Genomic DNA, 25,364 nt, shown 5'->3' with positions numbered 1-25,364 from the left:
CTTTGCACCACATAGAAATAACTCAAAATACAGTTTCTTAAAAATCAACTTCATCCAATGTAGTATTCTTTGTTATTTCTTTTTGCTGAAAATTCTGTAGTTTAGCCATGGGAATATTGTATTTTTTCTTTCACATGAAGTTAGCCATTCTGTGCTTACAGTGTTGCTTGCTAGTGAGTCAAACACACGTGTGAAAGAAAGAATTTCATCTTTGAATATTTCTTTTATATAATCTGGTGTTTTTCTGTCATGAATCATTGCTGGCCAGTCTCCGCTTTGCGCTAAAAGCACTTGTTTTGCCGCCATATTCAAAAGACGTTCTTTTAGTGAAGTTTCAGAAGGAAATCTTTCTGCAAGGTCTATTATGCGCTGTGTTGCTTTTCTTGTGTAGCGTATCATCCAGCTGTTGGAATTGTCCAAAAGATCTTCTCCGTATCCCAAGCCATTTGCAGAGCATTGGTAAGGCTCAATTTTAGGCAAGGAAAACTGCTTGTCTATAAGATTTTTGCAAAGTTCAAATTCAAATCCTCTTTTGCTTGCACGGCATCTGATTACATTTTCAAGCCATTCAACGCCTTCATGCCATTTCTGCCCAAGAAATTCAGCTGGAATTGTGCATACTAGAACTGCGTCTTTTTCCTCCATTATATTTGCTGCTTGTTCAAGTTTTTCTGCCTTGGAACTGTAAAAGCTAAGAGCGTCTTTTATAATCTGTTTTTTTGCTTGTGCAGAATTATAAGGAACAAGGTTGTTATCTTCGCTTTCGTTGCTCCAATATTTGAATCCGGTTGGAATTCTTGCGTCTGTTTTTCCAAAGAAATCGCCGAGTTTTTCCTGCTCAAGGTCAAATCCTATATCGCGGATTTGTGAGCGATAGGCTTCATTCGTAGAAATCCCCTCTTCGCCTGCTATGTCTTGCAGAGTGTCTGGATCACTTCCGAAAATTACAAGCGAGCTTTTTGTTCTGACAGGCGAAAATATTCCTTCTTGCGGGCACTGCTCAGAAAATAAAATTGCCCTTGCGTCAAGAATAGTATAATTTACTCCATAAGAACGTAGCGGTCTTTCAAGATTCTTATCCCAGCCCATATATGGAAGCCAGAATCCGTCTCCTGTGTCACCAAAAAAATTTCTCTGCGAATAAAGTCCTGTTTCTATTTGAGCATTAATGGCTTCTGCGTAATCGCTATAGTGTGGAAGATACGAAAATGTTGCGGCAGTTGGAATAAGCTCAAGAATGCCGAGCTTTTCAAAGTATTTTATTTTTCCAAGAAGATTTTTCTCATAGGTTTCTGTAAAGTCTGCTTTAGTTTTCTCTATAAATTCAAGACAGTTTTTTGCCTGCTCAAGGCAATTGGAATCTTTGCATCTTAAAACTTCTGCATCTCCAAGCTTGATCAGCTCGTCAAGATATTCTATATATTTGTCTTGAATTCTTGAATCAGAAAGAAGCGTGCAAATTGATGGTGAAATTACAAGCCCGAGCTTGAAGGGAATATTTTCTTTTTCAAGCTGGCAGAACATATTCAAAAGTGGAATGTAAGTTTCTGTTATTGCGGAAAAAAGCAGGCTATATTGAACCTGAAAACCTTCTTTATCTTCGGTCTGTGGAATATAACCTTGGTTCGCTTCAATTATTAAAACAAGTTTTTTTTCAGACATTGTTGATTCCTTTAGTTTGAAAATGACTGTCTATGGTTCAGGAAGTTGTCATGCAGAATTTTCTTTATTCCGGAAAGCTGTACAAGCGGCGGAAAGTCAAACTTTTTTCCCGGCTGCATTTCAATAATTTTTTTGCTTTCTTCTGGAATTTCAATCATTCTAGTTGATGCAAGAATTTCTGCGCTTTTTCCGCTGAAAGAAGCTGCAAGGTCTATTCTTGCAAACTTTTTTCCGCCTGGAATCATAATATACTGCTCGTTTGGTTCAAGAGGAATTTTTACATCAAAAGAATCGTCTGATTTTTCTGATTCAGCAGAGTCAAAAAATGAAATATGGAGAAATGCGCTTTCAAATGAAAAATCTTGAGACAGTGTTGAAACGTCAGATTCCTTTATGTCCCAAAGCACAAAAAGCCATGCTGGATTTCTGATAACGGCATCTATGCAAGTATTGTTGTATGTTTTTGGAAGAGTGTCTGGAACTGGCTCATCATCGTCTGAAATTTGAACTTCTGGCTTTTTTTCTGTTGATTCAGACTCTTCTTCCGCCTCTAAAAGCTCTCCAATTATAAAACGGCGGTCAAGGTCGCCAGGAATATCTATTCCATATTTATCAGCAAAGGCGATAAGTTGTGATGTTGACATTGCCTCTAGTTGCTGTCGGGATACAAATTTCATAACCTGCTAATAATCGCTAAAAAAGAAACTTTTGTCAATGTAGATTCCGATGTTCATTGGTAACTAGTGGCAATAAAAGTTGTTGAAAATAGGCGTCTTTTTTTATAAAATGGCGGAATGATAAAAGCTACAGGTTCACAGATTATTTTAAAGCTTCTTGAAATGGAAGGCGTTAAGTTTGTCGCAGGAATTCCGGGAGGTCAGATTCTTCCTTTGTACGATGAATTGAATAAATCTTCTATAAAACATATTTTAGTGCGCCATGAACAGGCTGCTGGCTTTATTGCTCAGGGAATGTCTCGTTCAACAGGGATTCCCGCTGTTTGCATGGCGACTTCCGGACCTGGCGCAATGAATCTTCTTACTGCCATTGCGGATGCAAGGTGCGATTCAATTCCAATTGTTGCAATTACAGGCCAGGTTAATACATCTTTAATTGGAACGGATGCTTTTCAGGAAGCTGATACATTCGGTCTTTCTTTCCCTATTACAAAGCACAGCATGATGGTAAAGTCTGTTTCAGAACTTCTTACAGCAATTCCTCTTGCATTTGAAATTGCTTCTAGCGGACGTCCTGGACCGGTTCTTGTAGATGTTCCGCGCGACGTTCAGACTGGATTTGCGGAATTTGAAGAATGGCCTAAAATCCGCTCCTCTGAGGAAGTAAAGAAATCTGTTTTTGCAAGAAAGTTTTCTACTCCAGAAGATAAAATTCCTTGTGTTGTTGAAGAAATGGCACAGGCTCTTTTGTCTGCTGAACGTCCTGTGTTTTATATTGGAGGCGGATGTAATTCACCTGTGGCTTCATCTAGTATAAAAAATCTTCTTGAGTCTTTTGATGCTGTGGCTGTAACAAGCCTTATGGGCATTGGCTCATTGCCTAAGAACTTTAAAAGCAATCTTGGCATGGTTGGAATGCACGGCTCTTATGCGGCAAACAAGGCAATGCATGATGCTGATGTGGTTCTTGCAATGGGAGTGCGCTTTGATGACAGAGCTACAGGTGTGATTGCGAAATTCTGCCCGGAAGCAAAAATTCTTCATATAGATATTGACGCTGCTGAAATAAATAAAATACTCCCTTCTAGCTGCTCTTTAGTTTGCGATGTTGAAGTAGCTCTTCCTCTTCTTGTTTCAAGAATAAAAGAATATGATGATAAGAAATTTGCCACTCAAAGGAAGTCGTGGCTGGAATCTCTTTGTTCTATTTTTAAGCAGACAGAAAGCTTTGAGCTTGGACGTGGAAAAAAAACAGATTCAGTAAATCCGCGTAAGTTTATAAATGAAATTCCTTTGAATGCAAAAAAAGCGGGGCTTTCTTCAAAAGATATAATTGTTACAACGGATGTAGGACAGCACCAGATGTGGGCAGCTCAGTATTATCCTGTGGAATATCCTCGTCAGTTTTTAACAAGCGGTTCTTTGGGAACTATGGGCTTTGGTTTGCCTGCTGCTATTGGAGCTGCTATTGCAAATCCTGAAAAGAAGATTGTGTGTATTTCTGGAGACGGAAGCATTCTTATGAATCTTCAGGAGCTTGCGACTTTGAGCGAGCTTAACTTAAATGTTACAGTTATTGTTCTTGAAAACGGCGTGCTTGGAATGGTTCATCAGCAGCAGGAATATCTTTTTGAAAAGAACTACAGTGCAAGTGAGTTTATAAAGAATCCTGATTTGCTGAAAATTTCGGAGGGATTCGGAATTGAATCTATTGATGCAAATTCAGACTCTTTATGGGCAGAGAAGGCATTTTCAAAAGGTCCTAGGTTCGTGCGGCTTAGAATAGAAAGAGATGAAAACGTTCTTCCGTTTGTAAAGGCGGGAAGTGCCAATATTGATGCAATAAGAAACTGAAAAAACTAAAATATTCCCATGTTCTAAGTTTGTCTTTCCGCTTGCTTGTTGCATGGGAATGTAAAACTTTCATGTTGCGTGATAAAAATGTAGTTTCTTGCCTTAAAGTTCCATTGCGGTTTCTGAAAGTTCTTTTCTCATAAAGTGCCTTTCACTTGGGGAAGAATCTTCCGCCGGATAGCCAATGTCCAGCAGGCATACAAGCTCAAAATCTTTTATCTGCGGAAAAGCCTCATAGATTTTTTGACTGTCATATCCTCTTGCCCATAACGTTCCAAGCCCAAGCTCTGTTGCTTCCATCATCATTGCTGTTGTTACTATGGCTGCGTCAACTTCTCCTCCATCATAGTCTGGATAATGAATGTCCGCAGTATTTTTGTAGCTTGTTTTTTTATCATAGCAAACCATAAGTACAACAGGCGCGTGATAAGACATTGGTGTTGCATTGTAAATTTTCTCTAATGCATCCTTGCTTTTTATGATGAATATTTTGTGCGACTGGCTGTTTTTTGCTGTTGGAGCTAGACGCCCTGCCTCAAGAATTTTTTCAAGTTTTTCATCTTCAATCTTCTGGCTTGAAAATTTCCTTACAGAATACCTTTTTTTTGAAAGCTCAATGAAATCCATTTTTCCTCCTAAGATTATCGGGTCGAGCCCGATAATGACATTTTAATATTTAAAAAGTCGAACTTCAGACTATCTATAAAAGTATATTAAACTTATTGATTATTATTTTCAATTTTTTTTCTAAAATCTTTTTATTTATTTGAAAAAGTATTAATATTGTAACATGGGATTTTCAAGAGAAGAATTAGCGGAAAAATTTTTGAGGACTTACGTAAAGCCTTTCACCGCAAAGGATATGAGAAAAGTCTTGAACACCCTTGGCTTTTCAGCTTCGCTAGAGGATGCAGTGGATTTTCTTTGCTCAAGCCCTAATGTTCTTGAGCTTGAGGACGGAAGATTTGTTACCCATGCAGGAGCTTTTACTGGTGAGATTTTCAGCATAGTTCCTACAGCTAAAGAAGCAGAGCAGGGCGTTTTTGTTCCTGGCGACAGATGTATGCCTTTTGTGGAAACAGATAGAATTTCTTCAACGCTCCGTTTTTATGTAAAAGGAAAAAAAGTTCCGTCCAAGGTTGGTGTTTTTGATAGCGATGATGCTATCGATATGTTCATGCTTTATGGAGAAGAATATGCTCCCCAGTATATAGCCGCCGACCCTGCGAACAAAGATTTGGATTTGGTTTCGCGCGACTTTGAGCTTTCAAATACAGTTAATCTTACTGGGCTTGACTTGGACTACCTTTCAGAAAAGTACGGATATAAAAAAGGCGACAGAATTCTTTGCTGTGTTACTGACTGGAATGCTGGAAAACTTAATATGATGATTCTGCATAGCGATGAAACTAGTTTTGACAAGGGCGAAATTGGGGAAAAGCGGATTGAGTGGTTTGCGGAGCTTGAAAAAAGGCTTCTTGACTGTTTTGAAAAACGTGGACCAATGACTTCAATAGAAGAGCAGCTTGTTACAGTTTTTTTTGAAAATAGAAGGACACTGTGCGTTCCTTACTGCGGCTCAACGGAAGAACTTCTGTTTAAACATACAAATAAGATTTCTTTTGAGCATTACGGAGTGGAAACAAGACTGTGGAGAAAAGGAGAAGAAGTTCCTGCGTTCGGAAAATGGAATTCTACGCTTGCACTGTTAAATAATGAGTTGAAAAAAAACATTACATTTGCGGAATACACTCTTAATTCTATCCCAGAGTTTGTGTATGACCAAATCATACTTGATGCTCTTTATCAAAAAAAAACAGACTATGCAAAGTATGCGATAGACTTTATATGCCGAGATGACTTTTCTCTTGACGACATTCAGATTCAAAAAATTATCTTGTCGCTTAAAGAAAGATATGCTATTCTTCAGAAAGATTACAACTGGTTTGCAGATCAGACTCTTGGAGCAGTCAGAAAGAAGACACTGGAACTTTATGGAAATGTTTCTTCCCTAGTAAGGAAAATCGATTTTCTTGGTGAATTGATTCTGAACCTCCCGAGCCAGGAAGTTGTGGTTTTGGCTCAGCTTCATGGACATATTTTGCGTATGCTTGAAACTATAGCTTCTGATCCGACTGCAGAAGAAACTGCAGATGCGCTGCTTCTTTCATTAGACGGAATGGAATGGAACTTTGAGGATATAAAGGGAATTCTTGAGTCTTCTCTTGCAAAGGAAAAGCAAAGCCAGTTCAAGGTTATAAAAGGCGGTTCATGCGTTGCTGGCAGAATGAGTTCTTTTAAGAAAAAGTAAAAGTGGGTTACAAGGAGTGTACTGTTTATGGAAGATTTTGATATTGGTATTCTTTTTGAGCGTGGAGAAGTTTTAGAGAATGTGCCGGGAAATTCCTGTGCGAAAATCTTTGAGTATATATGCGACCGAATTGTTGTGCCTTCTGGTCTTACTGCTCACCAGCTTCAAAAAGAACTTGTTGAGCGTGAAAAAGTTCTTAGCACGGCTGTTGGAAATGGAATTGCAATTCCTCATCCTCGTTATCCTCTTGTAAAAGACAGCTCTGAAAGTAAGATTGTTGTCGCATATTTACGAGAGCCTATGGATATGCAGGCTCCTGATGTAAAAAAAGTTTATGTGATGTTTATTATTCTTTCTGATTCTGCGCAGTTCCATATAAAAGTTCTGTCTGCCTTGGCGACTTTATTTAAGAATGAAAAATTCCGCAAGGGAATTCAGGCTTGTCCTTCAAAAGGCGAGCTTTTGGACTTGCTTAGAAGAATTTCACGTCCTGAACTCTTATAGTAAACAGCCTTTGTTTTTTAACCTTTAGATGATTGAAAAAACATACGCTTAGTTGTAGAATACCACTAAAATTTTCCTTAATTTTAGTGGAGTGTAACAACTATGGACACAAAAGCTATCGAAGCTGTCGCTTTGTCAATCAGAAGCCTTTCTATGGATGCAATCCAAAAGGCAAATTCAGGTCATCCAGGACTTCCTCTTGGTGCTGCGGAAGTCGCTGCTGTTCTTTATGGTGAGCTTTTAAAGCATAATCCTGCTGATTCAAAATGGGCGGATAGAGATCGGTTTATTCTTTCCGCTGGACATGGCTCGATGTTGCTTTATTCAATTCTTCATCTTTCAGGATATAAAGTTTCACTTGATGATATAAAGACATTCCGTCAGATTGGCTCAAAATGCCCTGGACATCCTGAATATGGCGAAACAGATGGTGTCGAATGCACATCTGGACCGCTTGGACAGGGAATTGCAGCCGCAGTTGGAATGGCGATTGCTGAAACAATGCTCGCTGCACGCTTTAATACTCCAAAGCACACAATTGTTGACCATTATACTTATACTCTCGTTGGCGAAGGTTGCCTTGAAGAAGGTGTTTCATCAGAAGCCAGTTCTCTTGCCGGAAATCTTGGTCTTGGAAAACTTATCGTATTCTATGATGAAAATAAGATTTCAATTGATGGAAATACAGATATAACATTCACAGATGACATTGAAAAACGCTACCTTTCTTACGGTTGGCAGGTTTTGCGTGGCTCTATGTATAACGTAGGTGAAATTGCAGACCTCGTTGAAATTGCAAAGCGCGACACTTCAAAACCTTCTTTAATTATTCTTAAGTCTGTGATTGGCAAAGGCGCTCCAAAGCAGGGAACTGCTGATGTGCATGGCGCTCCTCTTGGAGAGGAAGGCTGCAAGGCTGCAAAGACTGCTCTTGGAATTCCATCTGATGAGCAGTTCTGGGTTGCTCCTGAAGCGTATAAGTACTTTGAAGAAAAGAGACTTGAATGGGCAAAAGCTGAAGAAAACTGGAACAAGACATTTGCTGAATGGGCAAAAGAAAATCCAGAACTTGCAAAGAAATGGGATTCCTATTGGAATCACAAGGCAACAGGCGAGTGTGAATCCCCTTCTTATAAGGCTGGAGACAAGCTTGCTACACGTGATGCCAGTGGAAAAAGCCTTAACTGCATGGCTAAACGCTATGAATGGCTTGTGGGCGGTTCTGCTGACTTGCAGGGACCTAACAAGACAAAAGTTGCTGACGATGACGGTGTTTATAGCAAGTCAAACAGAAAAGGCCGCACAATTGAATACGGAATCCGTGAGTTTGCGATGAGCCAGGTTATGAGCGGAATCAATTTGCATGGAGGACTTAGAGCTTTCGGGGCTACATTCCTTGTGTTCAGCGACTATCTGCGTCCTTCTTTGCGTGTTGCAGCTTTGAGCAAGCTTCCTAACATCTATATCTTCACACATGATTCAATCTATGTAGGTGAAGACGGTCCTACACATCAACCTGTTGAAACAAATGCGGCTTTGCGCTGTATTCCTAATGTGCAGTTCCTGCGTCCGGGCGATGCAGAAGAATCTGCTGTTGCATGGGAAATGGCGCTTGAAAGCACAAATCATCCGGTTTGCATGGCATTTACAAGACAGGCAATCACTGTATATGAAAAGGCAGACAAAGATTGGAAGAATACTGTAAGAAAAGGCGCGTATATAGTTCAGGAAGGAACGAAGAATCCTGATATTACAATCCTTGCAACAGGCTCTGAAGTTGAAATGTCTTTGAATGCTGCAAAGATTATTTCTGGCAAAAATATTCGTGTTGTTTCTGTTATGGACAAGACTTTGTTTGAAAAACAGGATGAATCGTTCCAGAAAGAAATAATCGGTAATGCAAAGCGTGTTGTTGTTGCAGAAGCCGGTGTAAGTTTTGGCTGGGAAAAATATGTTTCAAGCGAAAAGGACTTGTTTACAATTGACCGTTTTGGCGAGTCTGGTCCTGCTGCAAAAGTAGCTGAAGATCTCAAGTTTACTTCTGCTTATTTGGCAAAAGTCTTGGAATGCTAATTTCTCATTAGACTAATTTATAAACGAAAGTCCCGGAGCCATAATGCAGATATACTCCGGGACTTTTTTGTTTATTCCTCTATCATAATAGGAATTTTACTTATTCCTGTTATTGGAGTTTTTAACTCATATCCACTTCTTTCTGATGTGCAGATTTGTATAAAGTATTTCTTTCCTGCTGTAAGCAAACGAGGAAGATGAAATTCAAGCATTTTAGATGTATTTCTTGTTATAAATTCTTCTGGAACTTTTATCCAGGTAGATTCATCTTCTGTTGGCTCGTTATTTTCTGTTTCTGGAACAAACCATATTCCGCTTTCTGCGCCTCCGATTTTTAGTTTTTTCCCAATAAGACGTGCACTGAATGTGGCTTTTAGTGTCTTATCCTTTGTTCCGTCTACAGGATTTTCGATTTGTGAAATTTGAGGAGATGGAGTTGTTACAGAGGTTACAGATGCACTTATGGTTTTAAGTTTTTCGTTTAATTGTTCATTTGCGCAAAAACGCGCTTCAAAGCCTGTTATGATTTCTGCCTCTGGTGTAAGTGACTTTATTCCATTGCAAGGGGCAATGTAAAGCTTGCAGATTTCCATTATGTCTACTGCAAAACCAAGTTCTGCCTGCTCAAGAATTTCCTTTTTCAACAGTTCCATGGCATGACCTACCTGATAACGGTCAATTCCCTGATTATGAGCAGAAACAAGATCTAGAATTTGATCTGTTGTTACTGTTTTTCTTGGAACACGGGCAATGTATGTGTGCTCCTTGAAATAGCAAGGTGTTAATGTTACAGCGAAGTTTGTTTTACGCTTTGTGTCGATGTTTATCATAATATTGACTCCTTTGTATTATTTTTATTTGTCTGTTGTTTTTACCACTATAGTTTTAGACAACGTCTTTTTTCTTTTGGTGGTTTGAAAGATCTGCGGAAGTTTTTTACTTTTTATAGAATTTTTCTAGCCTGTTTTCCGCAACATGATTTTTAGACTTTTTTACTGCATAGTGTCAGTTAAGAAGTCTTATTTTTTATTTTCATTTTCTTTTCCTCCTTTTTTTACATTTTCAATAAAAACTTGAAAATGCTGTTTGTTTTTTTTATTTATAACTATGTTATTGCCTTAAATTAAAAAAAAATGCCGGTTTTTTAGATAAAAATATAGAAATTTTTATTTTTTTTTCTAATTTGCAGATGAAATAATTCATAAGCTATTGAGTAAGGTTTATTTAGGTTATGGTTGTTTTTATTGTTAGGGTATCCGCAATATTTACTGCTTGCTGTATATAAATTGCTGGATAACTTATCTATGAGGATGCATATAAGCTATACGCATTCTCATAGATACGCTGTAATGATTTGTATGAATAGTCTGACAAAGAGTTGTGAAAATAGCATGACGAACTTCATTACATACAACTTGGCTGAGAGCTATTCTTATAAGTTGTATAAATTGTGTATTATAAGTTGAGAAAGAGATATGCCTATAATCTATGGAACGTATACTCTGTTAGCGTCGGGAGAAAACAACCGCCACGAGTCAGGCGGAATTAACCAAAAAAAGTCAAAAGAAAAAAGCCATTATCAATTTTAGCCATAATCCTTAGAATGGTGTTTGACCTAAATCCCATCGAAGGAGAAAAATGAATGACAGAATTGATAATGACCGCAAACTGAGTTTACCACAGGCGCTAGAAGTAATTAAGACCCGCGAAGGTGAAAATTTTTCAAATGAAAAAGTAAATCTTGCTGAGCTTCATCGAATGACCGGAATAACGCGTGGAAAACTCCGGCGGCTGAAAAAGAACAGTTTTGAAGAAAAGCCAAATGGAAACAAGGGAAAATCAGCTGCAGTAAATGTTCTTTCAGGTTACGAATCCGTACTGAACAATTTCCTCAAGACAAACATAACTAACTCCCAGGTCTGTTTTGAACGATTGCAGGAACTTGGATATGAGGGCGGACTCACATCGATAAAAGTTTATATCCAGAAGCACAAGAATCTTGCGCCTGCACCGCGGCAGATAATTTCCCCGCAGGGAAACCGTGGCAGAAGGTTTTCAACAGAACCGGGACAGAGCTATCAGATGGACTGGGGATTTGTTGATGTTCTTGCAGAGAACGGCGAAATAATCCAGGCAGCCTGCTTTGCCATGATTTGCCATCATTGCGGACAACGGTTCATTGAATTTTTTCCAAACGCAAAGCAGGAAAATCTGTTCATCGGAATGCTTCATGCATTCAAGTATATGGGCATTCCAAAAACTGTTCTTACAGACAACATGAAGTCCGTCGTTACAAAAAGAGACTGCAACGGAAGACCTGTCTGGAACCATGACTATGAAGTTTTCATGAAGACCGTCAGATTCGAGACCAGATTGTGCAAGCCATACCATCCTTTCACAAAAGGAAAGGTTGAACGGCTTGTACAGTTCGTGAAGGGAAATTTTCTTGCAGGAAGAACATTCATGAATGTCACTGACCTGAATGAACAGGCACTGGACTGGTGCAACAGACAGAATTCAAGATACCAGAAATCATTGAACCTTATTCCAAATGATGTTCATGCGGAAAAATGCCTTCTGGTAGCGGCAGAACTTAAGAAACGCGAGGAGCTGTTTGTATATCTATGCCCGGAAAGACGTATTTCCTTTGACGGTTTTGTGAACTATGAAGGCAGACGATTCGGTGTTCCGTACATATACACGCAGAAAACGGTACATGTATACAGGCATGGCCATGAACTTCTGATTTATTCTGAAGATATGAAGCAAAAGCTTGTTACGCATGAAGTAACCTGGAGCCGTTATGACAGCTACTGCAAGGATCAGTATGCAAGGCCTGACCAGCCTGAAGAATTCCCTACGGCAGATGTAAAGACTCTGATAGAGCAGATTATACAGCCAGACGAAGAAGACTATTTTGACCAGTTCGATTTCAGCGGAGGAGATGATGAATAGCGATATTATTTCCTAATTGGGCAACAGTCTTGATGTTCTGAAAATGAAGATTACAGAGCAGGAAATTGCCGATTACATGATTGAAAGAGAATTCTCTGGCTTACAGATGCAGGCCGTAGCAGATGTGTTTGCAGAATTTGCAGAAAGGAAACAAGAGGGTTCCGTAAACTTTCTTCTGAAATGTTCCCGTCTTCCGATGAAGAATTCCAAGACTTTCGAGAACTTTGATTTTTCGGAACTCTCGGGAAAAGGACTCGAAAAGCTCAAGTCGATAACGACCCTGGCACCGCTTTATGCACACAGGAATCTTGCATTCATCGGGCCTGCAGGAACCGGGAAGGCTCATCTTGCAATGGCGTTTGGGTATGAATGCTGCAAGAGAATGCTGAAGACTTGTTTTATCAAGATGACGGAACTGAACGACATGTTCACAGAAGCCAGGAAATATGGCCGTGAAAACAGAGTCATTAGTTCTCTGGTAAAACCGTCCTGCCTCGTAATTGATGAGGTCGGTTACTGCAATTTTGACACCGAAAACACAAGGTTGTTTTTCGACATGATTGACCGCCGTTACAACAAGGAAGGAAATTTCAACATTATTTTCACAAGCAACAAGCAGCCGAAATTCTGGAAGCAGTGCTTTGCAGAAGAAGATACTTTGAAATGTGCAATGGACAGAATCTTTGATGATGTGATGATTTTCAATTTTTCTGGTTCAAGCCATCGTGGTCAAAAGCGGGAAGCATTCAACCTGACCACGAAAAAAGTGCAAACTGTTACTGACAGCATTCAGGAAATCGAATAAAATTTGAATTGTGAGATGGGATTTTTGGTCATTTTCGTCTGACTAAAATTGGCGATTTTCTCCCGACTCGTAATGGTTAAATTCGCCGGACGCTAACAACTCCATTGGTAATGAAGATAATATGCCGATAAGTCTACCTGAGATTTGTCTTTATTCCGCGTGCCAGTTTTCCCTGATTGCCTTGTAAAGCTCTTTTCTCATGCTTTCTATGACTGTGTCTGTGATTATGCGGATTTTCTGTTCATCTTTTTTTTCGACTTCTGATTTCTTGAAAAGTACTTCAGGCTCAACGTTCAGGGCTGCGGCGATTTTTTCGATTGTGGAAAGTTTGGGCACATTCTTGTAGGTTTCCATAAGCCCGATATAGCTTGTCGCCGTGTTGCATGCTTCTGCCAGCTGTTCCTGCGTGATGTGCTTTTCCTTGCGAATTCTTTTTATGTTGTCGATTACTGTCTTTTCTAAATCCATTTTATATCAAGATAGATATATTTATATATAATTTTAATTGATTAATTTGATATAGTAGTATATTATTTTTGATATAATTCTATATTGGGAAAAATCCATGGTTGTTGGAGGAAGAAATGAAAAAAATTGGATGCCTGGCGCTTGCCGCTGTGCTTGGATTGATGGTTGTCGGATGTGCGAGTACTAATTCTAAAGAAAACAAACCAATTGAGTTAAAAAACAAGGACATTAATTTTAATTCTGAAAAAGGCTCTTTGTTTGTTTCGAATAATACGGCTGAAGATGTTGTGGTTTTTGTTGGTAAGGTTGAGAAAGGAAATCTAATCGGTGGAATTCATGCTAACACATCAAGGTCATTTGATATTTCAAAGATTCCTGGAATTCCTTCTAGTGGTTCTTTATTGGTTCGTGTTGCTACTGCTAATTTATATAAAGAAAAGGCTAGAATTACAGAAGAAGATGTTATTTATACAGGTCTTGTTGTATATGATTTGAATGACTCTGGGGACAAGATTTCTTTGTCGATTTACAGAGGTGTTGATGCTAGCCAGAAGGAATGCATTTATGTAAGCAATGAATCAGAAAATTTTGTTCTTGAACTTAGGTTGGGTAATCCTTCCCAAGGTGAAGTTATTGCAACATTAGCTCCGTTAACAACAAATAAAAGAATCTATTTGAGCGCAAGAGATGATAGTCTTTCTTATGATTTTTATCCGACTTTTATTTATGTAAATCCCAAAACAAATGAAAAAACTTCAATGAATAATCCTGGAAAAGCAGATAGAAAGCGAGCGTATCCAGAGCCTATTGGTGGTGATATAACTCCAATTAGATTTGAAGGTCCGTCTGCTTCAAATGTTGGATATGATGTTGCATTTGTAAGTGTTCAGAATGATACAAATTCTGGAATTGAATTTAGAAATGCCGGAACTCCTTTAAAAAATCAAAAGGGTAGAAGATTTACAGCTTCTGGCAGGACTGATGTATATGAGATTTCATCTCAGAATGGTGAGGCTGGAAAACTTTATACATCTCTCACTTTTGAATTTGATAATTTTACAAAGAAGAAAATATCTCCTTTTACATTCCTTCCAGGGTATAAATACGATGTGATTGTTACAGAACTTGATGGCAATTATCAGTATGACATCCGCGAAGTAGGTAAGAAGAGCCTTGTTGAGGATGCTCGCATCCAGCTCTTTATGGAATAAAATTGTAGAGTTTTCCTTTCTTGTTTAGAAAGGAAAACTTTTTCTATATGAAAAGAATTACTTTTGCTTGTACTATATACATTTTTTCTCTTGTTTTACTAACTGCTTGTGCAACAGCGAATAATTCTGTAGCTCAGAAAAATGTATACATCGATAATTGCTTTGAAACTTTAATAAAGAATAATTCTGACTTTGATATTGAAATTGATGAAACTAAAGTTTCTGCAAAGTCTAGCGTGGCTCATAAATTCCCACTTCATGATTCTGCTCTTTATGATGGATGGGAAGTTTTATATAAAATTCCTTTTACAAAAGATATTTTTTTCTATTTGCGTAATAAAATAGCTATAACAGATAATCAAGTTGAATTACTAATAGAAAAACCTATTGAAAATCAAAGTTTTGACAATTATTTGATTTTGAAAAACAATTCCAAAATTTCTGTTCAAATCTCAAACGGAATATCCTTGTTTCCGTGTTTTTTGAACGGTCAGGTAAATAGCAGAAATTCAAATCCCGAATATTATATTTCTTCTAGAGATGTTGCAGCTTTAAAAGTTCCTTCTGATAACACAAAATTGTTTGTTCAAGAAGGAAATAAAATGTCTAGCAGTTGGAAAATACCTTTAAGTAAAAAAAATAAGACAGGTTTTGTTTACACTTATACTTTTGATGGAGAGAAAGTTGTTTTTGAAGATGCTCGCCCGATTGTGAAAATAAATGAGCCTCTGTGGAATAAAGATTATTCTGATACGGCACTTTTAAAAACATTTGGCTCAAAAAATGAAAATTCTATATTTTGCATTGGAAATAAAATAGAAGAGGATAAAAACAAAAATAAGTTTTTAAGTGCATGTTTTGGATGCTTTGAAAATACTGGAACGAAAAAATGGGAGTCTAGTTTTTCTGAAAAAAATGCTGATAACAAAATTTATGACGGAGTTTTACTTGAAAACAAGATAATCTGCGTGGGACAGAGCATGAACGAAAAATCGGAGTCTGGTCTTGTGCTTGTTGCAGATTCTAAAAATGGTCATATTGAGTCGTTTAAGATTCCCGAACTTTTAGGACTTTTTTCTATAAGCTCATTCGGATCAAATATTCTTGCAACTGGATTCGGCTCTGCTGGTAGTCTTACTGTTCTAAAAATTTCTTTTGAAAATGACCATCCGATTTTTTCCTTAGTGCCATTGGAACTTCCTTTAGCAGAATCAAATCTTGTGAATCATGCATTATGTCTGTATGACACTGAATGTGAGAAAATCATTTTGCTCTGCAACAGACAAAATGAAAATGGAGAAGTTCTTTCTTCTGTATTATATAAATTTTCTTATGACGGAAAACTTATTTCAAAAGAAGATTTTGTACAAAGTATAAAGTCTGTATCATGCGTGGTTCTAAATAATAGCGGGGAGGTTTTTGCAGGAGCGGAAACTTTTGAAAGTGAAAACACATCTGCTGTTATAATAAAACTTCTGCCTAATGAAAGTTGGAATTATTTTTACCGTAATGAAAATCCATCATCGTTTATAACATCTCTTTGTCTTTCTGAAAGTGAAGACTTTATTGCTGTTTCTGGTGTTCAAAATGCATCTGATTCTTACGGACATGGTGGAAAATCATTTTTTGTTGGTATGGATTCTAATTCTGCTGAACAGCTTTGGTTTACTGAATATGAAAAAAAACAAAATATGTTGTTAACGAATTTTTCTTTACTTTCTGAATATGGCTTTGCAGGAATTTTCTGTTATACGGATGAGAATGGAGTTATTAAATCTCCATCTGCTTTAAAAAGAATGACATTAAACGGAAGTGTTCTAAAAAAATAATTGGAGGATTTTATGAAAAAATATTTTAGTCTTGTTTTTTTTATGATTTTGGCAGTTTCAACTTTTGCACAGAATTCTATTTCTGACGGAATACGTCGGTTTGACAATGTGCTTTTTGAAAAACAAATTCAGCGAGCTGAAACAGCAATCGGCTTTATCTATTATTCTGATTCTGAAACCTGTGGCTCTGTTGTTCCATGGATTAAAAATGAAATAAAACGAGCGGCTGCAAGAACAATGCGTATAAAAATTATAGATACATCTTCGCTTTCTTCTGAAGGACAGATTGTTGCAACTCGTGGAGTTTCTTTTGGACAGATGAAAAAGTCTTCAGAACAAAAAAAATATATTATTTCGGGTACTTATTTTCCAAATGCAGAAAATCTTGAGCTGTTTTTGGATTTGAAGGATTCTGCAGGCGAACTTGTTGCTTCTGAAAAAATTATCATTTCAATGTCAAAGATAAAATCCTTAAATTTGACTTTATTCCCAAAGAATTCCATGCAGGCAAATCAAATTCTTAAGGATTTTGAAGATGCAAAAATTGCTTCTGTAGTTGAAAAAGATATTTCTTCTGTAAAAAACAGCTCATCTGAAAAACGAAATATCCCAAAGCCTGATTACCTCATAACTGCGGCGATGCTCGACAGCGGGGACAATCTTGTGAATATGCTTTATCCGAATGACATTGTAAAGTTCATGATTTCTGTGGAAAAAGATTCTTATATTGCGATTCTGTGCATTGACGCTAACGGGGACAAGAACTGGCTTCCTGTCGCATATAATTTTATTCGAGCAGGTGAAGTCCGCACTTTTCCTGATTTGAAAGACACGGTTTTTAAGGTTGTTGACGGCGTTTACGGAGCGGAGCAGATTCTGATTTACGCTTCAACTTCGGAGAAAGGTCTTCCTGAGCAGACTTCGACTGGAAAATACGCAAGAAACGACATTCAGAAAATTGCACGCGGAATCATGGCTGTAAAACAAAGTTCCGCCGAAAACTACGAAAGCAGTGTTTTCAAGATTACATATACTGTGATGGAGTAAGAGGAAAAATGAAGAATAAAAGTAAGGAAAAAGAAAAATATTTTTCAGCGGCAGAAAAAGGCTCGTTTGCGGAATTCACAGTAGAAAAAAGGTTTAAGAAAATATTTGAAGACTACTGCTCTGGAAATTATGAAAAATTTATAGAAACTCCCATGTTGGAAATATTCTTTGATGATGAAGTTTTAGGTTCACAAATATCTTGTGAAACTGAAAATATAAATCAGAGAAAAGAAAATAATGATTCTAATGAAAAAGGAAAAAACTGCAATATAATTGTAATAAATCATTTTAGAAAAATAAAAACCAAAGAAGAATATAAAGTTTTTTCGAATATAGTAGTGGCATTCTTAAAGTCTTTCAGACAGAAACTAGATGAACAAGCTATATGTGGAATAGGTGATAATGAAAAATGTGATGCGCTTAAAAAGGTAAATGAACTTACTTTGAAAGACTGTATTTATAATGCTCCGTTTTTTGAGGCGGAAGTTCTTTTTTATCATGCTTTGCTTGCACAGAAAGAATATTTTAGTAACAAGAATGATTTTTTTGCATCTGGAAAAAAATTCAGCATAATAAATGGAAATGAAGATTTTATACAGCAGTTAAAAAATTTGTTTTCTAGAAAAGACAGAGAAAAAGAATTTGATACTGATGATGGAAAAAAATATTTCAAAAAAAGCCTTCTGTATTGTCTTTCTGCAAATACAAGCGATTTAAGTCAGCTTAATTCAAAAGATAGGTTTGATTTTAAGGCGAATGATATTACAGTTCTTTGTGATGATAGCGAAAATATTTATGAATTCTTAAAAATACTTAGTAATGAGAAAGAGAAACATAAGCGTTTTGATATAATATGCGACAATTGCGGAAAAGAACTTTTTTCAGATTTGTTTTTAGCCTGTTATTTTTTGTATTTGGGTCTTGCTAACGAAGTTGTATTTCATGTAAAAAAATATCCGTTTTTTGTTTCTGATGCTACAGAAAATGACTTTGGATTCTTGCTTCAGTCTATTTTAACAAAAGATAAAGATATAGAAGAATGTCGTGATTATCTGAATTCAGGAAAAATAAAAGTTGAAACAAATGATTTTTGGACTTCTCCAAGAACATTTAATGAACTAAAAGAGGCAGATAGCGATTTATATAAAGAGTTAAGTAAAAGCAGTCTTATAATTGTAAAGGGAGATTTGAATTATAGAAGGCTTGTTGAAGATAAAAACTGGAATTATGACGAGTCTTTTATAAAGCTAACAGAAAATGTTTTCGGAGATGTTCCGATTCTGGCTCCACGTGTCATAAAGTCTGATGTTCTAGTCGGTGTGTCTTCATCTATGTATCACCTTGCAAAAAGCACGGAAAGTGTAAATTCTTCTATTGAGAACAGCTTTAAGGCAAACGGAAAGTGGGCTGTAATTCATTTCAATCCTAAAAAAAAACTGAAGGAGAAAATACTGTCTTTTTGCAAGAAAAAAAACAATGGTAAGTCAGATGAAAACGCGTCAAAAGACAAAAAAAATGTTTCTGAGCAAAAAAAGAAAAAGAAAGAAAAAACAGTAGAAGAGAAAATTTATTCAAAAGGCGTAATAATTGTTATCTCATTAATTTCTGCTTTGCTGTTAGTTAGTTTTATTTTTTGTACAGCATCTCCAATTTTTTCTGCTATAAATTTTATAGCTAATAAGATTAATGATACAAAAAATCAGGTATATTTTTCTTCTTTTGCATTTGATGGAAAATCTTCTGTTGATTTTACTTTTCTGCTTGCAGGTTACGCTCTGTTTTTTGCAGGAACTATTCTAGTTCCGAAATTTCTTTTAAAGGAAAAAGTAAGCGAGGAAGTAAAAATACAGCTTGATGAACGACTTAAATATGAAATAAAGGCAAGCTGCAAAAATGAAATTGATGAGCTTATAAGCAGTTCTAAACGACACGCCGCGGACTGGGCTAGGATGACTGCATTTTTTTTATCTGGAAAAGAATTATACATCTGGTCTACAGGCTGGTGCTTTCATTCTGTAAAACGATACATTGATTATTCTCAAATGAAAACTTCAAAAGAAACCTGCGATTTTTTGAAGTTTATACGATGCACAATATTGAAAGAAAACATGACTTTGTTTTTCAAGCCAGACGAACTTGTTTTTGAAGAATATTTAAAAACAGAAGCTGATAAGTACAAAGAAACTGACATTGTTCGTCCTGCATTGCGAGCTTTAAAAGACATTGTTGATGTTGAATTTTTTATGCACACAAATTCTCTTTGTTCAAAAGTTGATTCTGAAATTCAAACTGTTGCAAATTCTGTTTCTTTTTATGCAGGGAGCTTTGCAAGATATTTAGTGGTTTCGTTTTTAAAATATTTTGAAAAAGAAAGAAACGAAATGGATTTGAGTGAAGAAGAAAATCTTTTTAAGGAACTGTTTAAAATTTCTCGTTACTGCAATGAAGAAAAATATTCAAAGCAATACAAGAAATTCTTGAAAGCGGCAATTGCCGAGATAAAAATGCACGGTGTATCTAGCAAAGGAAATTTTAAAAAAGATGATGAGTTTAAAATCTGCAAAGAAATATATTCTAAAGAAGATTTAAACGGTAAAGAAAAAGATTTTAAAAACGAACGGTTTTATATAGAGCCAAGCGCAGAATTCAAATTGGAGTAGAAAGATGAAGAGAAAGATTATGAAAACTTTATTAAAATTATGCATATTTGGAATAGCAGTTGGTACTTGTTTCTCTCAAGAAGCCAAAAACGCTTTGCTCATTGCCAACGGTGATTACAGCGAGATAAAATCTTTGAGCCAGCCTGTGCCGGAAGGTGAGGATTTGAAAGCTGCGCTTGAAAGTATCGGTTTTTCTGTAACATTTGTAAAAAATGCAAACAGAAATGAAATGTTTGCTAGCTTACGTGAATTTAAAAATAAAGTAGAAAAAGAAGGTGGAATTTCCTTTTTTCATTATGGTGGTCATGCGGTTCAGATTCAGGGAGCAAATTACCTTATTCCTGTTAATGAAATGATTAATGATGAAGAGCAGATTCCCGATAGCAGTGTTGACCTTAATAGAGTCATGGACTTTATGGTTGGGGAATCCAATGTGGTTGTTTTGGACTCGTGCCGAAATGATCCGTTTCCGAACGGCAAACATCGTGGCGGAGACACCCGAGGACTTGCAGCCGTAAGCCGCAAACCCAAGAATTCGATTATCGTTTATTCCGCCGAAGCTGGAGAAACAGCCCTTGACGGTGTTTACACTCCCGCGCTCACAAAAAGGATTACGGAGAAAGGCAAGTCCATTGAAGAAGTCTTAAAGGAAGTTAGAAATGATGTTCTTAGAACCACGGCAGGTCAGCAGCTTCCAGGAGAATACCGCCAGCTTGTAAGTGATGTTTATCTTGCAGGACGTTCAAGTTCTTTAGTTAAGCAGACAGGCAGCATAATTGTTACTAGCGACATCGAGGGTGATTTATATCTTGACAGTGATTTTAAATGTCATATAAGGGAAAACGGTCCTCAAAAAATAGAAGAGTTGCAGTCTGGAAAATATTATCTTGAAATCCGTGCTGGTGAAAAAAAATTCTTTGAGAATATTTTGGTAGAGGCTAACAAGACTTTGGATGTTTTTGTAAAGTCAGGAGGAATTAATCTTTTAAGCAATGTTTCTGGCGAAGTTTATTTGAACGGAAAACGATATGGATACGTAGAGGCAGAAAAGGAACTGGAACTTTCAAAACTTGGTTCTGGAATCTATAAGGTTGAAATAAAATCTGCTGATGGATTTATCTTTACAAAAAATGCAGAGGTAAAAACTGGTGAGAAAACTTCTGTGCAGATTCAGGCAGCAAAAGCTACTGTTCAGGTAAGCAGTCTTGGAAAATTGACTATAAATGGAAAAGACTTTGGAGAAATAAAAAAAGATAAGGTTGTTCTTTTGCCTAATGGTGAATATAAGTTTTCTTTTACTATTGGAAAACAAAAGCCTAAAGAAGAGAAAATTTCTACTGCTAATAAAAGTTCATTTGAAATAAACTTCAAGACTACAAAACTTACTGTTGAGAGCCTTATTGATGGAAGGCTTTATATTGACGGCATTTACTGTGGCTATGTAACTAAAAATAGAAGTTTTGAGGTTGACTCTCCTTTGTTTGAGGGAAAGCATAATATAGAAGTTGTATCTGGAAAAACAAGAAACTGGAGCAATTCGTATATAAGCGGAAAGTCATATTCTGTTAAGCTAAAGGATTATAAAAACGATTCTTTCTTTAATGTGGACTCTTATTCTTGGGCAACTCTTTCTATTGGAGTTGGAGTATTTGGCGGTTATAGAACTAGTCTTGACAATGATAATGTAGGATTTAATGCAGGAGTTTATTTGGAATATTTTAATTTTTTAAAGGTAAAAGGTGGATTTAATTATTATATAAATGATAATGCAGAAAGTGTTTTTGAGTTTTCACCATGTGGTGAAATTTATTTATTTAATAATAAGCGTATTGCGTTTTCTGCTGGTGTGGGTGGAGACATATCTGTGCAACATACTTCGATATATTTTCCATTGAATTTGGAATTAAGAATAAACAATAAATTCCTACTCTATGGAGATTATTGCATAAAATCAAATGCTGTGAATGTTGGTGTCCAATACAATTTTTTACGTTTGTAGCTTTAGTTTTTTCTTGAGAAAGAAAGTTTGCCTTGGCTGTTTTATGCAGAACTAAGTTCAGAAGTTAAATTGGAGTATAAAGATGAAGATTTCTAAAGTATTGCTGACATTGTTTTTCTTTGTGTCGATAGCAAATATTTGTTCTGCCCAAAATACAACGAGAGGAATTGCTGCGGAAAAGATTGATAATAAGACAATTAAAGAATGCAAAGAGCCTGTTGTGCTCTTTGATTCTAAGCACAATTATGATATTACTAGTAATATCGTATACAGCCCTGATGAAAAATTTGTAGCAAGTGGAAGTAAGGATAGAACTGTTAGAATTTGGAGTATTTTAGATAAAAAAGAAGTGAGGATTTTAAAAGGTCATACAGATGAGATAAGTTCTATTACGTACAGTTCTGATGGTAAATTTATAGCAAGTGGAAGTAAGGATTCTACTATTAGAATATGGGATATAAAAAAAAGTAAAGAAATAAAGAGATTTTATATCAGCTCTATGGTGAAGTCTATTGCTTATAGTCCTGAGGGAAATTTTGTAGCAGTAGGAAATTATAATGGTTTCATAGAAATTTGGAATATTCAAAATGAATGCAAAGTTTGTATATTTAACACAAATGATGAATATGAGACAGAAATAAACTCTATAATATATACTCCTGATGGAAAATGTTTAGTTATCGGTGCTGAAAATGGAACTGTTGTAATTTTAAATATAGAAAAAAATAAACAAATGAAAAAAATTATTTATGAAGAACCTGTGGAAAGTATATATTATAATGTATTGAATAGTCGTTTATTAATAAACTTTAGATTCGGCAAAAGTAAAATATATGATATAAAAATAGATGATGAAATAAAATTAGAAAATAAAGAACAATTTGATTATGGTATTTTTAGTATAGATGGAAAACATATTATAACTTTTAATTATGATAATGAAGGAACTTTATTAAAACTTGTTGAATTAAAAACTAAAAAGACAATCAATGAGTGGAAAAAAAGTTTAAGATTTTATAAATCTGTTTTAAGTCCAGATGGAAAAAAAATTATTTGTTTGATTTATAATTCAAAAGCAAGTATAGATACAATCTCTATTTTTAATCTTAGTGGGAACTTGATATCTGAAATAGTTGTTACAAAAGGCACTTATCTTAGTAGCCTTATAAGTAATATATTGTCTTGTGATTCTGATTTTGTGTTTTCTTCTAATGGTAGATCGGACATTTCTATTTTTGATATAAAACAAGGAAAAATAAAAAAAACTTTACATTTTGATGTAGATGATTGGCAAGGTGGTCAGAATTGGATTTCACCTGATGGAAAGAGAGTGTTTTTTCGTGATCATAATCGTTTTTTTTCCATAAATATAGAAAAAGAAAAAATAGAATGGGCTATGTTTTATGCTGATGATGCATCAATTTTAGGATTTGTTTCGAATGGAGAGAAGTTTGTTATAAGATACTATGATAAAGGTGAGTTTCGTTTTTTTTTAGTTGATTCTGCCACAGGAAAAATTTTATCTAACTATTCAGGAGAAACTCAAAATTTATGTAAATCTATAAGTAGTAATAGTGCATATGAAAAAAATTATAGCCCTGATGGAAAATATTTTTTTATTCATGAGTTTGGTCAAATTTCTGTAAAAGAAGTTTCAACAGATAAACAAGTTTGTTTTATAGATAATGTTGATATATTTGATGACTGTATTTTTTTAAGAGAGAATCCATATATTGCTGTAGAAAAAGATACTTCTATAGAATTTTGGAATTATTATACGGGTAAGCTAGAATATACAACTATTCTATGTAATAAAACTGGAATATGGAATTATGAAATAGATAAAAATAATTTACTTGATACATTTTTTGTTGAAAACTGGGGTGCTAATTATCATCTTGTAAGGACTGATTATGACTACATCACATACACGCCCGAAGGTTTCTTTACTGGCACGGAATGGGCTATGAAGAATCTTGTTCATATTGTTGATGGCATGGATGTAATTGGCATTGATCAGGTTTATGACAAGCTTTACCGCCCGGACTTGGTTGCGGCTAAAATGCGTGGCGAGGATATTTCAGAATATGCAAAGGAAGTGAATCTTGCTTCGATTGTGCGTAGCGGAAATGCTCCTGCTGTTGCAATAGAAAATCTGCCGGAACTGTCTGATAGCCGCGATGTTACTTTTGATATTTGCGTGCAGAATACAGGCGGTGGAATCGGGAATGTCAGCATTGTCTTGAACGGAAAAACAATCCGGCTTTCTGAAGGCGTTGTGTCAAGCAAAGGCGAGCATAAAATATTCAGGCATACAGTTACATTGCAAAATGGGCAGAATAAAATTGAAGCTTTTGCGATGAATTCTGCAGGAATGATAGAAAGCCGTCGTGCTAGCGCAGATGTAAGTTGGCAGGGAAAAACTTCCAAGCCGAATTTGTATGTTCTTACGGTTGCCGTGAACAAATACCGCGATAAAGATTTGTGGCTTAATTATTGCGTGCCGGATGCTACTTCAATTGAAGAATCGTTTAAAAAACAGCAAAGCGGGCTTTATCAGAATGTTTGCGTTTATTCGCTAAAAGATGCCGAGGTTACAAAAGAAGGTCTGGAGCAAAAGTTCAAGGAGCTTTCTTCAATTGTAACTGCCGATGATGTTTTTGTTTTCTTTGTTTCAGGACACGGAACGGCTTATGATGACGGCGACTATTATTTTATTCCTGTTAATTTCCGCTACACGAATAAAAGCGACATTCCGCTCAAGGCAATTTCAAAGAGCGATTTGACGAAAAATCTTTCGCTTATAAAAGCTGGCAAAACTCTGATGATGCTGGACACTTGCAATTCTGGCGCGTTCTTTGCAGATTCAAATAAACGTGGAATGGGAGACAAGGGAATATTCGAGCGTCTTTCAAGGGCAACTGGACACGCAATTTTGGCGGCGGCTTCGGATAGTCAGTCTGCAATGGAAGGCTACAACGGACATGGTGTTTTTACTTATGTTCTCTTGGACGGACTTGCAGGAAAAGCGGATTCTGACAGCGACGGTTTTGTAACTTTGACAGAACTTTCAAGCTATGTGGAAAATCAAGTCCCTGAGTTAAGCTATGAAAAATGGGGCTACGAGCAGGTTCCGCAGAAAGAGCTGCGCCGGCAGGATTTCCCTATTGCAGAAAAGTTGTCAGACTAACAGGTCGCATGTTGAGTTTTAATAAAAACAGATACTAAACAGTTGTTCCTATGCTAACAAGGCTGTCATTGCCGTGCTTGACACCGCGATGTTTGCATAGCAAACTCGGTTAGCAATTT

Annotated in this window: 17 protein-coding genes and 1 pseudogene; 13 read left to right on the top strand and 5 right to left on the bottom strand. The window is 36.3% G+C overall.

The window, feature by feature from the left end; genetic code table 11:
* Positions 1-72: 72 nt before the first annotated feature.
* Both B3209_RS11090 and B3209_RS11085 read right to left on the bottom strand, forming a co-directional pair.
* Positions 73-1,662, bottom strand: a complete 1,590-nt coding sequence (locus B3209_RS11090; protein ID WP_296664898.1) for a 1,4-alpha-glucan branching protein domain-containing protein — start codon at positions 1,660-1,662, stop codon at positions 73-75.
* Positions 1,663-1,673: 11 nt separating this feature from the next.
* Positions 1,674-2,306 (bottom strand): DUF4912 domain-containing protein, encoded by a 633-nt coding sequence (locus B3209_RS11085; protein WP_296664900.1) that lies wholly within the window; start codon positions 2,304-2,306, stop codon positions 1,674-1,676.
* A gap of 150 nt (positions 2,307-2,456) precedes the next feature.
* Here B3209_RS11085 and ilvB point away from each other — a divergent pair, with 150 nt between their 5' ends.
* Positions 2,457-4,193: a biosynthetic-type acetolactate synthase large subunit gene (ilvB, locus tag B3209_RS11080; RefSeq protein WP_296664902.1), complete on the top strand. Its 1,737-nt coding sequence runs from the start codon at positions 2,457-2,459 to the stop codon at positions 4,191-4,193.
* A 102-nt stretch (positions 4,194-4,295) separates the two neighbouring features.
* Here ilvB and B3209_RS11075 read toward each other — a convergent pair whose 3' ends face one another.
* The gene (locus B3209_RS11075) at positions 4,296-4,820 is read right to left on the bottom strand and encodes a nitroreductase family protein (protein WP_296664904.1); all 525 of its coding nucleotides are present in this window, start codon (positions 4,818-4,820) and stop codon (positions 4,296-4,298) included.
* Between the two features lie 163 nt (positions 4,821-4,983).
* Here B3209_RS11075 and B3209_RS11070 point away from each other — a divergent pair, with 163 nt between their 5' ends.
* From B3209_RS11070 to tkt, 3 genes are all read left to right on the top strand, one after another.
* Positions 4,984-6,504, top strand: coding sequence for a hypothetical protein (locus tag B3209_RS11070; protein WP_296664906.1), 1,521 nt, complete (start codon positions 4,984-4,986; stop codon positions 6,502-6,504).
* Between the two features lie 27 nt (positions 6,505-6,531).
* On the top strand, positions 6,532-7,008 hold the full coding sequence (locus B3209_RS11065) for a PTS sugar transporter subunit IIA (RefSeq protein WP_295800405.1): 477 nt from the start codon (positions 6,532-6,534) through the stop codon (positions 7,006-7,008).
* A gap of 102 nt (positions 7,009-7,110) precedes the next feature.
* Positions 7,111-9,081 (top strand): transketolase, encoded by a 1,971-nt coding sequence (gene tkt, locus B3209_RS11060; RefSeq protein WP_296664908.1) that lies wholly within the window; start codon positions 7,111-7,113, stop codon positions 9,079-9,081.
* A gap of 71 nt (positions 9,082-9,152) precedes the next feature.
* Here the strand turns inward: tkt and B3209_RS11055 are convergent, their stop codons facing one another.
* On the bottom strand, positions 9,153-9,911 hold the full coding sequence (locus tag B3209_RS11055) for a DUF4469 domain-containing protein (protein ID WP_295800396.1): 759 nt from the start codon (positions 9,909-9,911) through the stop codon (positions 9,153-9,155).
* A gap of 808 nt (positions 9,912-10,719) precedes the next feature.
* Here B3209_RS11055 and istA point away from each other — a divergent pair.
* Together istA and B3209_RS11045 are read left to right on the top strand one after the other, a co-directional pair.
* On the top strand, positions 10,720-12,036 hold the full coding sequence (istA, locus tag B3209_RS11050) for an IS21 family transposase (RefSeq protein ID WP_296664910.1): 1,317 nt from the start codon (positions 10,720-10,722) through the stop codon (positions 12,034-12,036).
* Positions 12,037-12,079: 43 nt separating this feature from the next.
* Positions 12,080-12,841, top strand: coding sequence for an ATP-binding protein (locus B3209_RS11045; protein WP_296664913.1), 762 nt, complete (start codon positions 12,080-12,082; stop codon positions 12,839-12,841).
* Between the two features lie 150 nt (positions 12,842-12,991).
* Here B3209_RS11045 and B3209_RS11040 read toward each other — a convergent pair whose 3' ends face one another.
* Positions 12,992-13,309, bottom strand: a complete 318-nt coding sequence (locus tag B3209_RS11040; protein WP_296664915.1) for a helix-turn-helix domain-containing protein — start codon at positions 13,307-13,309, stop codon at positions 12,992-12,994.
* A 116-nt stretch (positions 13,310-13,425) separates the two neighbouring features.
* On the opposite strand from B3209_RS11040, the gene B3209_RS11035 reads away from it, so the two are divergent.
* The 7 genes and pseudogenes from B3209_RS11035 (at position 13,426) to B3209_RS11010 (ending at position 25,245) form a co-directional block, all read left to right on the top strand.
* Complete coding sequence (locus B3209_RS11035) at positions 13,426-14,520, top strand: hypothetical protein (RefSeq protein WP_296664917.1); 1,095 nt, start codon at positions 13,426-13,428, stop codon at positions 14,518-14,520.
* Positions 14,521-14,567: 47 nt separating this feature from the next.
* The gene (locus B3209_RS11030) at positions 14,568-16,349 is read left to right on the top strand and encodes a hypothetical protein (RefSeq protein WP_296664919.1); all 1,782 of its coding nucleotides are present in this window, start codon (positions 14,568-14,570) and stop codon (positions 16,347-16,349) included.
* A gap of 12 nt (positions 16,350-16,361) precedes the next feature.
* Entirely contained in the window at positions 16,362-17,396 is a 1,035-nt protein-coding gene (locus B3209_RS11025) for a DUF4384 domain-containing protein (protein ID WP_296664921.1), read from the top strand.
* 8 nt (positions 17,397-17,404) lie between these two features.
* On the top strand, positions 17,405-20,056 hold the full coding sequence (locus B3209_RS11020; RefSeq protein ID WP_296690627.1) for a damage-control phosphatase ARMT1 family protein: 2,652 nt from the start codon (positions 17,405-17,407) through the stop codon (positions 20,054-20,056).
* 4 nt (positions 20,057-20,060) lie between these two features.
* Positions 20,061-22,055, top strand: coding sequence for a caspase family protein (locus tag B3209_RS11015; RefSeq protein WP_296690617.1), 1,995 nt, complete (start codon positions 20,061-20,063; stop codon positions 22,053-22,055).
* 82 nt (positions 22,056-22,137) lie between these two features.
* Positions 22,138-22,824 (top strand): annotated as a pseudogene (locus B3209_RS11760) (WD40 repeat domain-containing protein); the annotation flags it as partial.
* A gap of 348 nt (positions 22,825-23,172) precedes the next feature.
* Positions 23,173-25,245 carry a caspase family protein gene (locus B3209_RS11010; RefSeq protein ID WP_296690611.1) on the top strand — a complete coding sequence of 691 codons (2,073 nt, stop codon included), beginning with the start codon at positions 23,173-23,175 and terminating at the stop codon, positions 25,243-25,245.
* The last annotated feature ends 119 nt before the right edge of the window (positions 25,246-25,364 follow it).

The sequence above is a fragment of the Treponema sp. UBA6852 genome (assembly GCA_002449305.1).
In the GTDB taxonomy this organism is placed as follows: Bacteria; Spirochaetota; Spirochaetia; order Treponematales; family Treponemataceae; genus Treponema_D.
This window is presented reverse-complemented; position numbering and strand designations above follow the sequence as displayed.

Excerpts from the sequence above, each read along its gene's own strand:
- B3209_RS11090 (WP_296664898.1), bottom strand. The coding sequence starts at position 1,662 with ATGTCTGAAAAAAAACTTGTTTTAATAATTGAAGCGAACCAAGGTTAT.
- B3209_RS11085 (WP_296664900.1), bottom strand. The coding sequence starts at position 2,306 with ATGTCAACATCACAACTTATCGCCTTTGCTGATAAATATGGAATAGAT.
- ilvB (WP_296664902.1), top strand. The coding sequence starts at position 2,457 with ATGATAAAAGCTACAGGTTCACAGATTATTTTAAAGCTTCTTGAAATG.
- B3209_RS11075 (WP_296664904.1), bottom strand. The coding sequence starts at position 4,820 with ATGGATTTCATTGAGCTTTCAAAAAAAAGGTATTCTGTAAGGAAATTT.
- B3209_RS11070 (WP_296664906.1), top strand. The coding sequence starts at position 4,984 with ATGGGATTTTCAAGAGAAGAATTAGCGGAAAAATTTTTGAGGACTTAC.
- B3209_RS11065 (WP_295800405.1), top strand. The coding sequence starts at position 6,532 with ATGGAAGATTTTGATATTGGTATTCTTTTTGAGCGTGGAGAAGTTTTA.
- tkt (WP_296664908.1), top strand. The coding sequence starts at position 7,111 with ATGGACACAAAAGCTATCGAAGCTGTCGCTTTGTCAATCAGAAGCCTT.
- B3209_RS11055 (WP_295800396.1), bottom strand. The coding sequence starts at position 9,911 with ATGATAAACATCGACACAAAGCGTAAAACAAACTTCGCTGTAACATTA.
- istA (WP_296664910.1), top strand. The coding sequence starts at position 10,720 with ATGAATGACAGAATTGATAATGACCGCAAACTGAGTTTACCACAGGCG.
- B3209_RS11045 (WP_296664913.1), top strand. The coding sequence starts at position 12,080 with ATGAAGATTACAGAGCAGGAAATTGCCGATTACATGATTGAAAGAGAA.
- B3209_RS11040 (WP_296664915.1), bottom strand. The coding sequence starts at position 13,309 with ATGGATTTAGAAAAGACAGTAATCGACAACATAAAAAGAATTCGCAAG.
- B3209_RS11035 (WP_296664917.1), top strand. The coding sequence starts at position 13,426 with ATGAAAAAAATTGGATGCCTGGCGCTTGCCGCTGTGCTTGGATTGATG.
- B3209_RS11030 (WP_296664919.1), top strand. The coding sequence starts at position 14,568 with ATGAAAAGAATTACTTTTGCTTGTACTATATACATTTTTTCTCTTGTT.
- B3209_RS11025 (WP_296664921.1), top strand. The coding sequence starts at position 16,362 with ATGAAAAAATATTTTAGTCTTGTTTTTTTTATGATTTTGGCAGTTTCA.
- B3209_RS11020 (WP_296690627.1), top strand. The coding sequence starts at position 17,405 with ATGAAGAATAAAAGTAAGGAAAAAGAAAAATATTTTTCAGCGGCAGAA.
- B3209_RS11015 (WP_296690617.1), top strand. The coding sequence starts at position 20,061 with ATGAAGAGAAAGATTATGAAAACTTTATTAAAATTATGCATATTTGGA.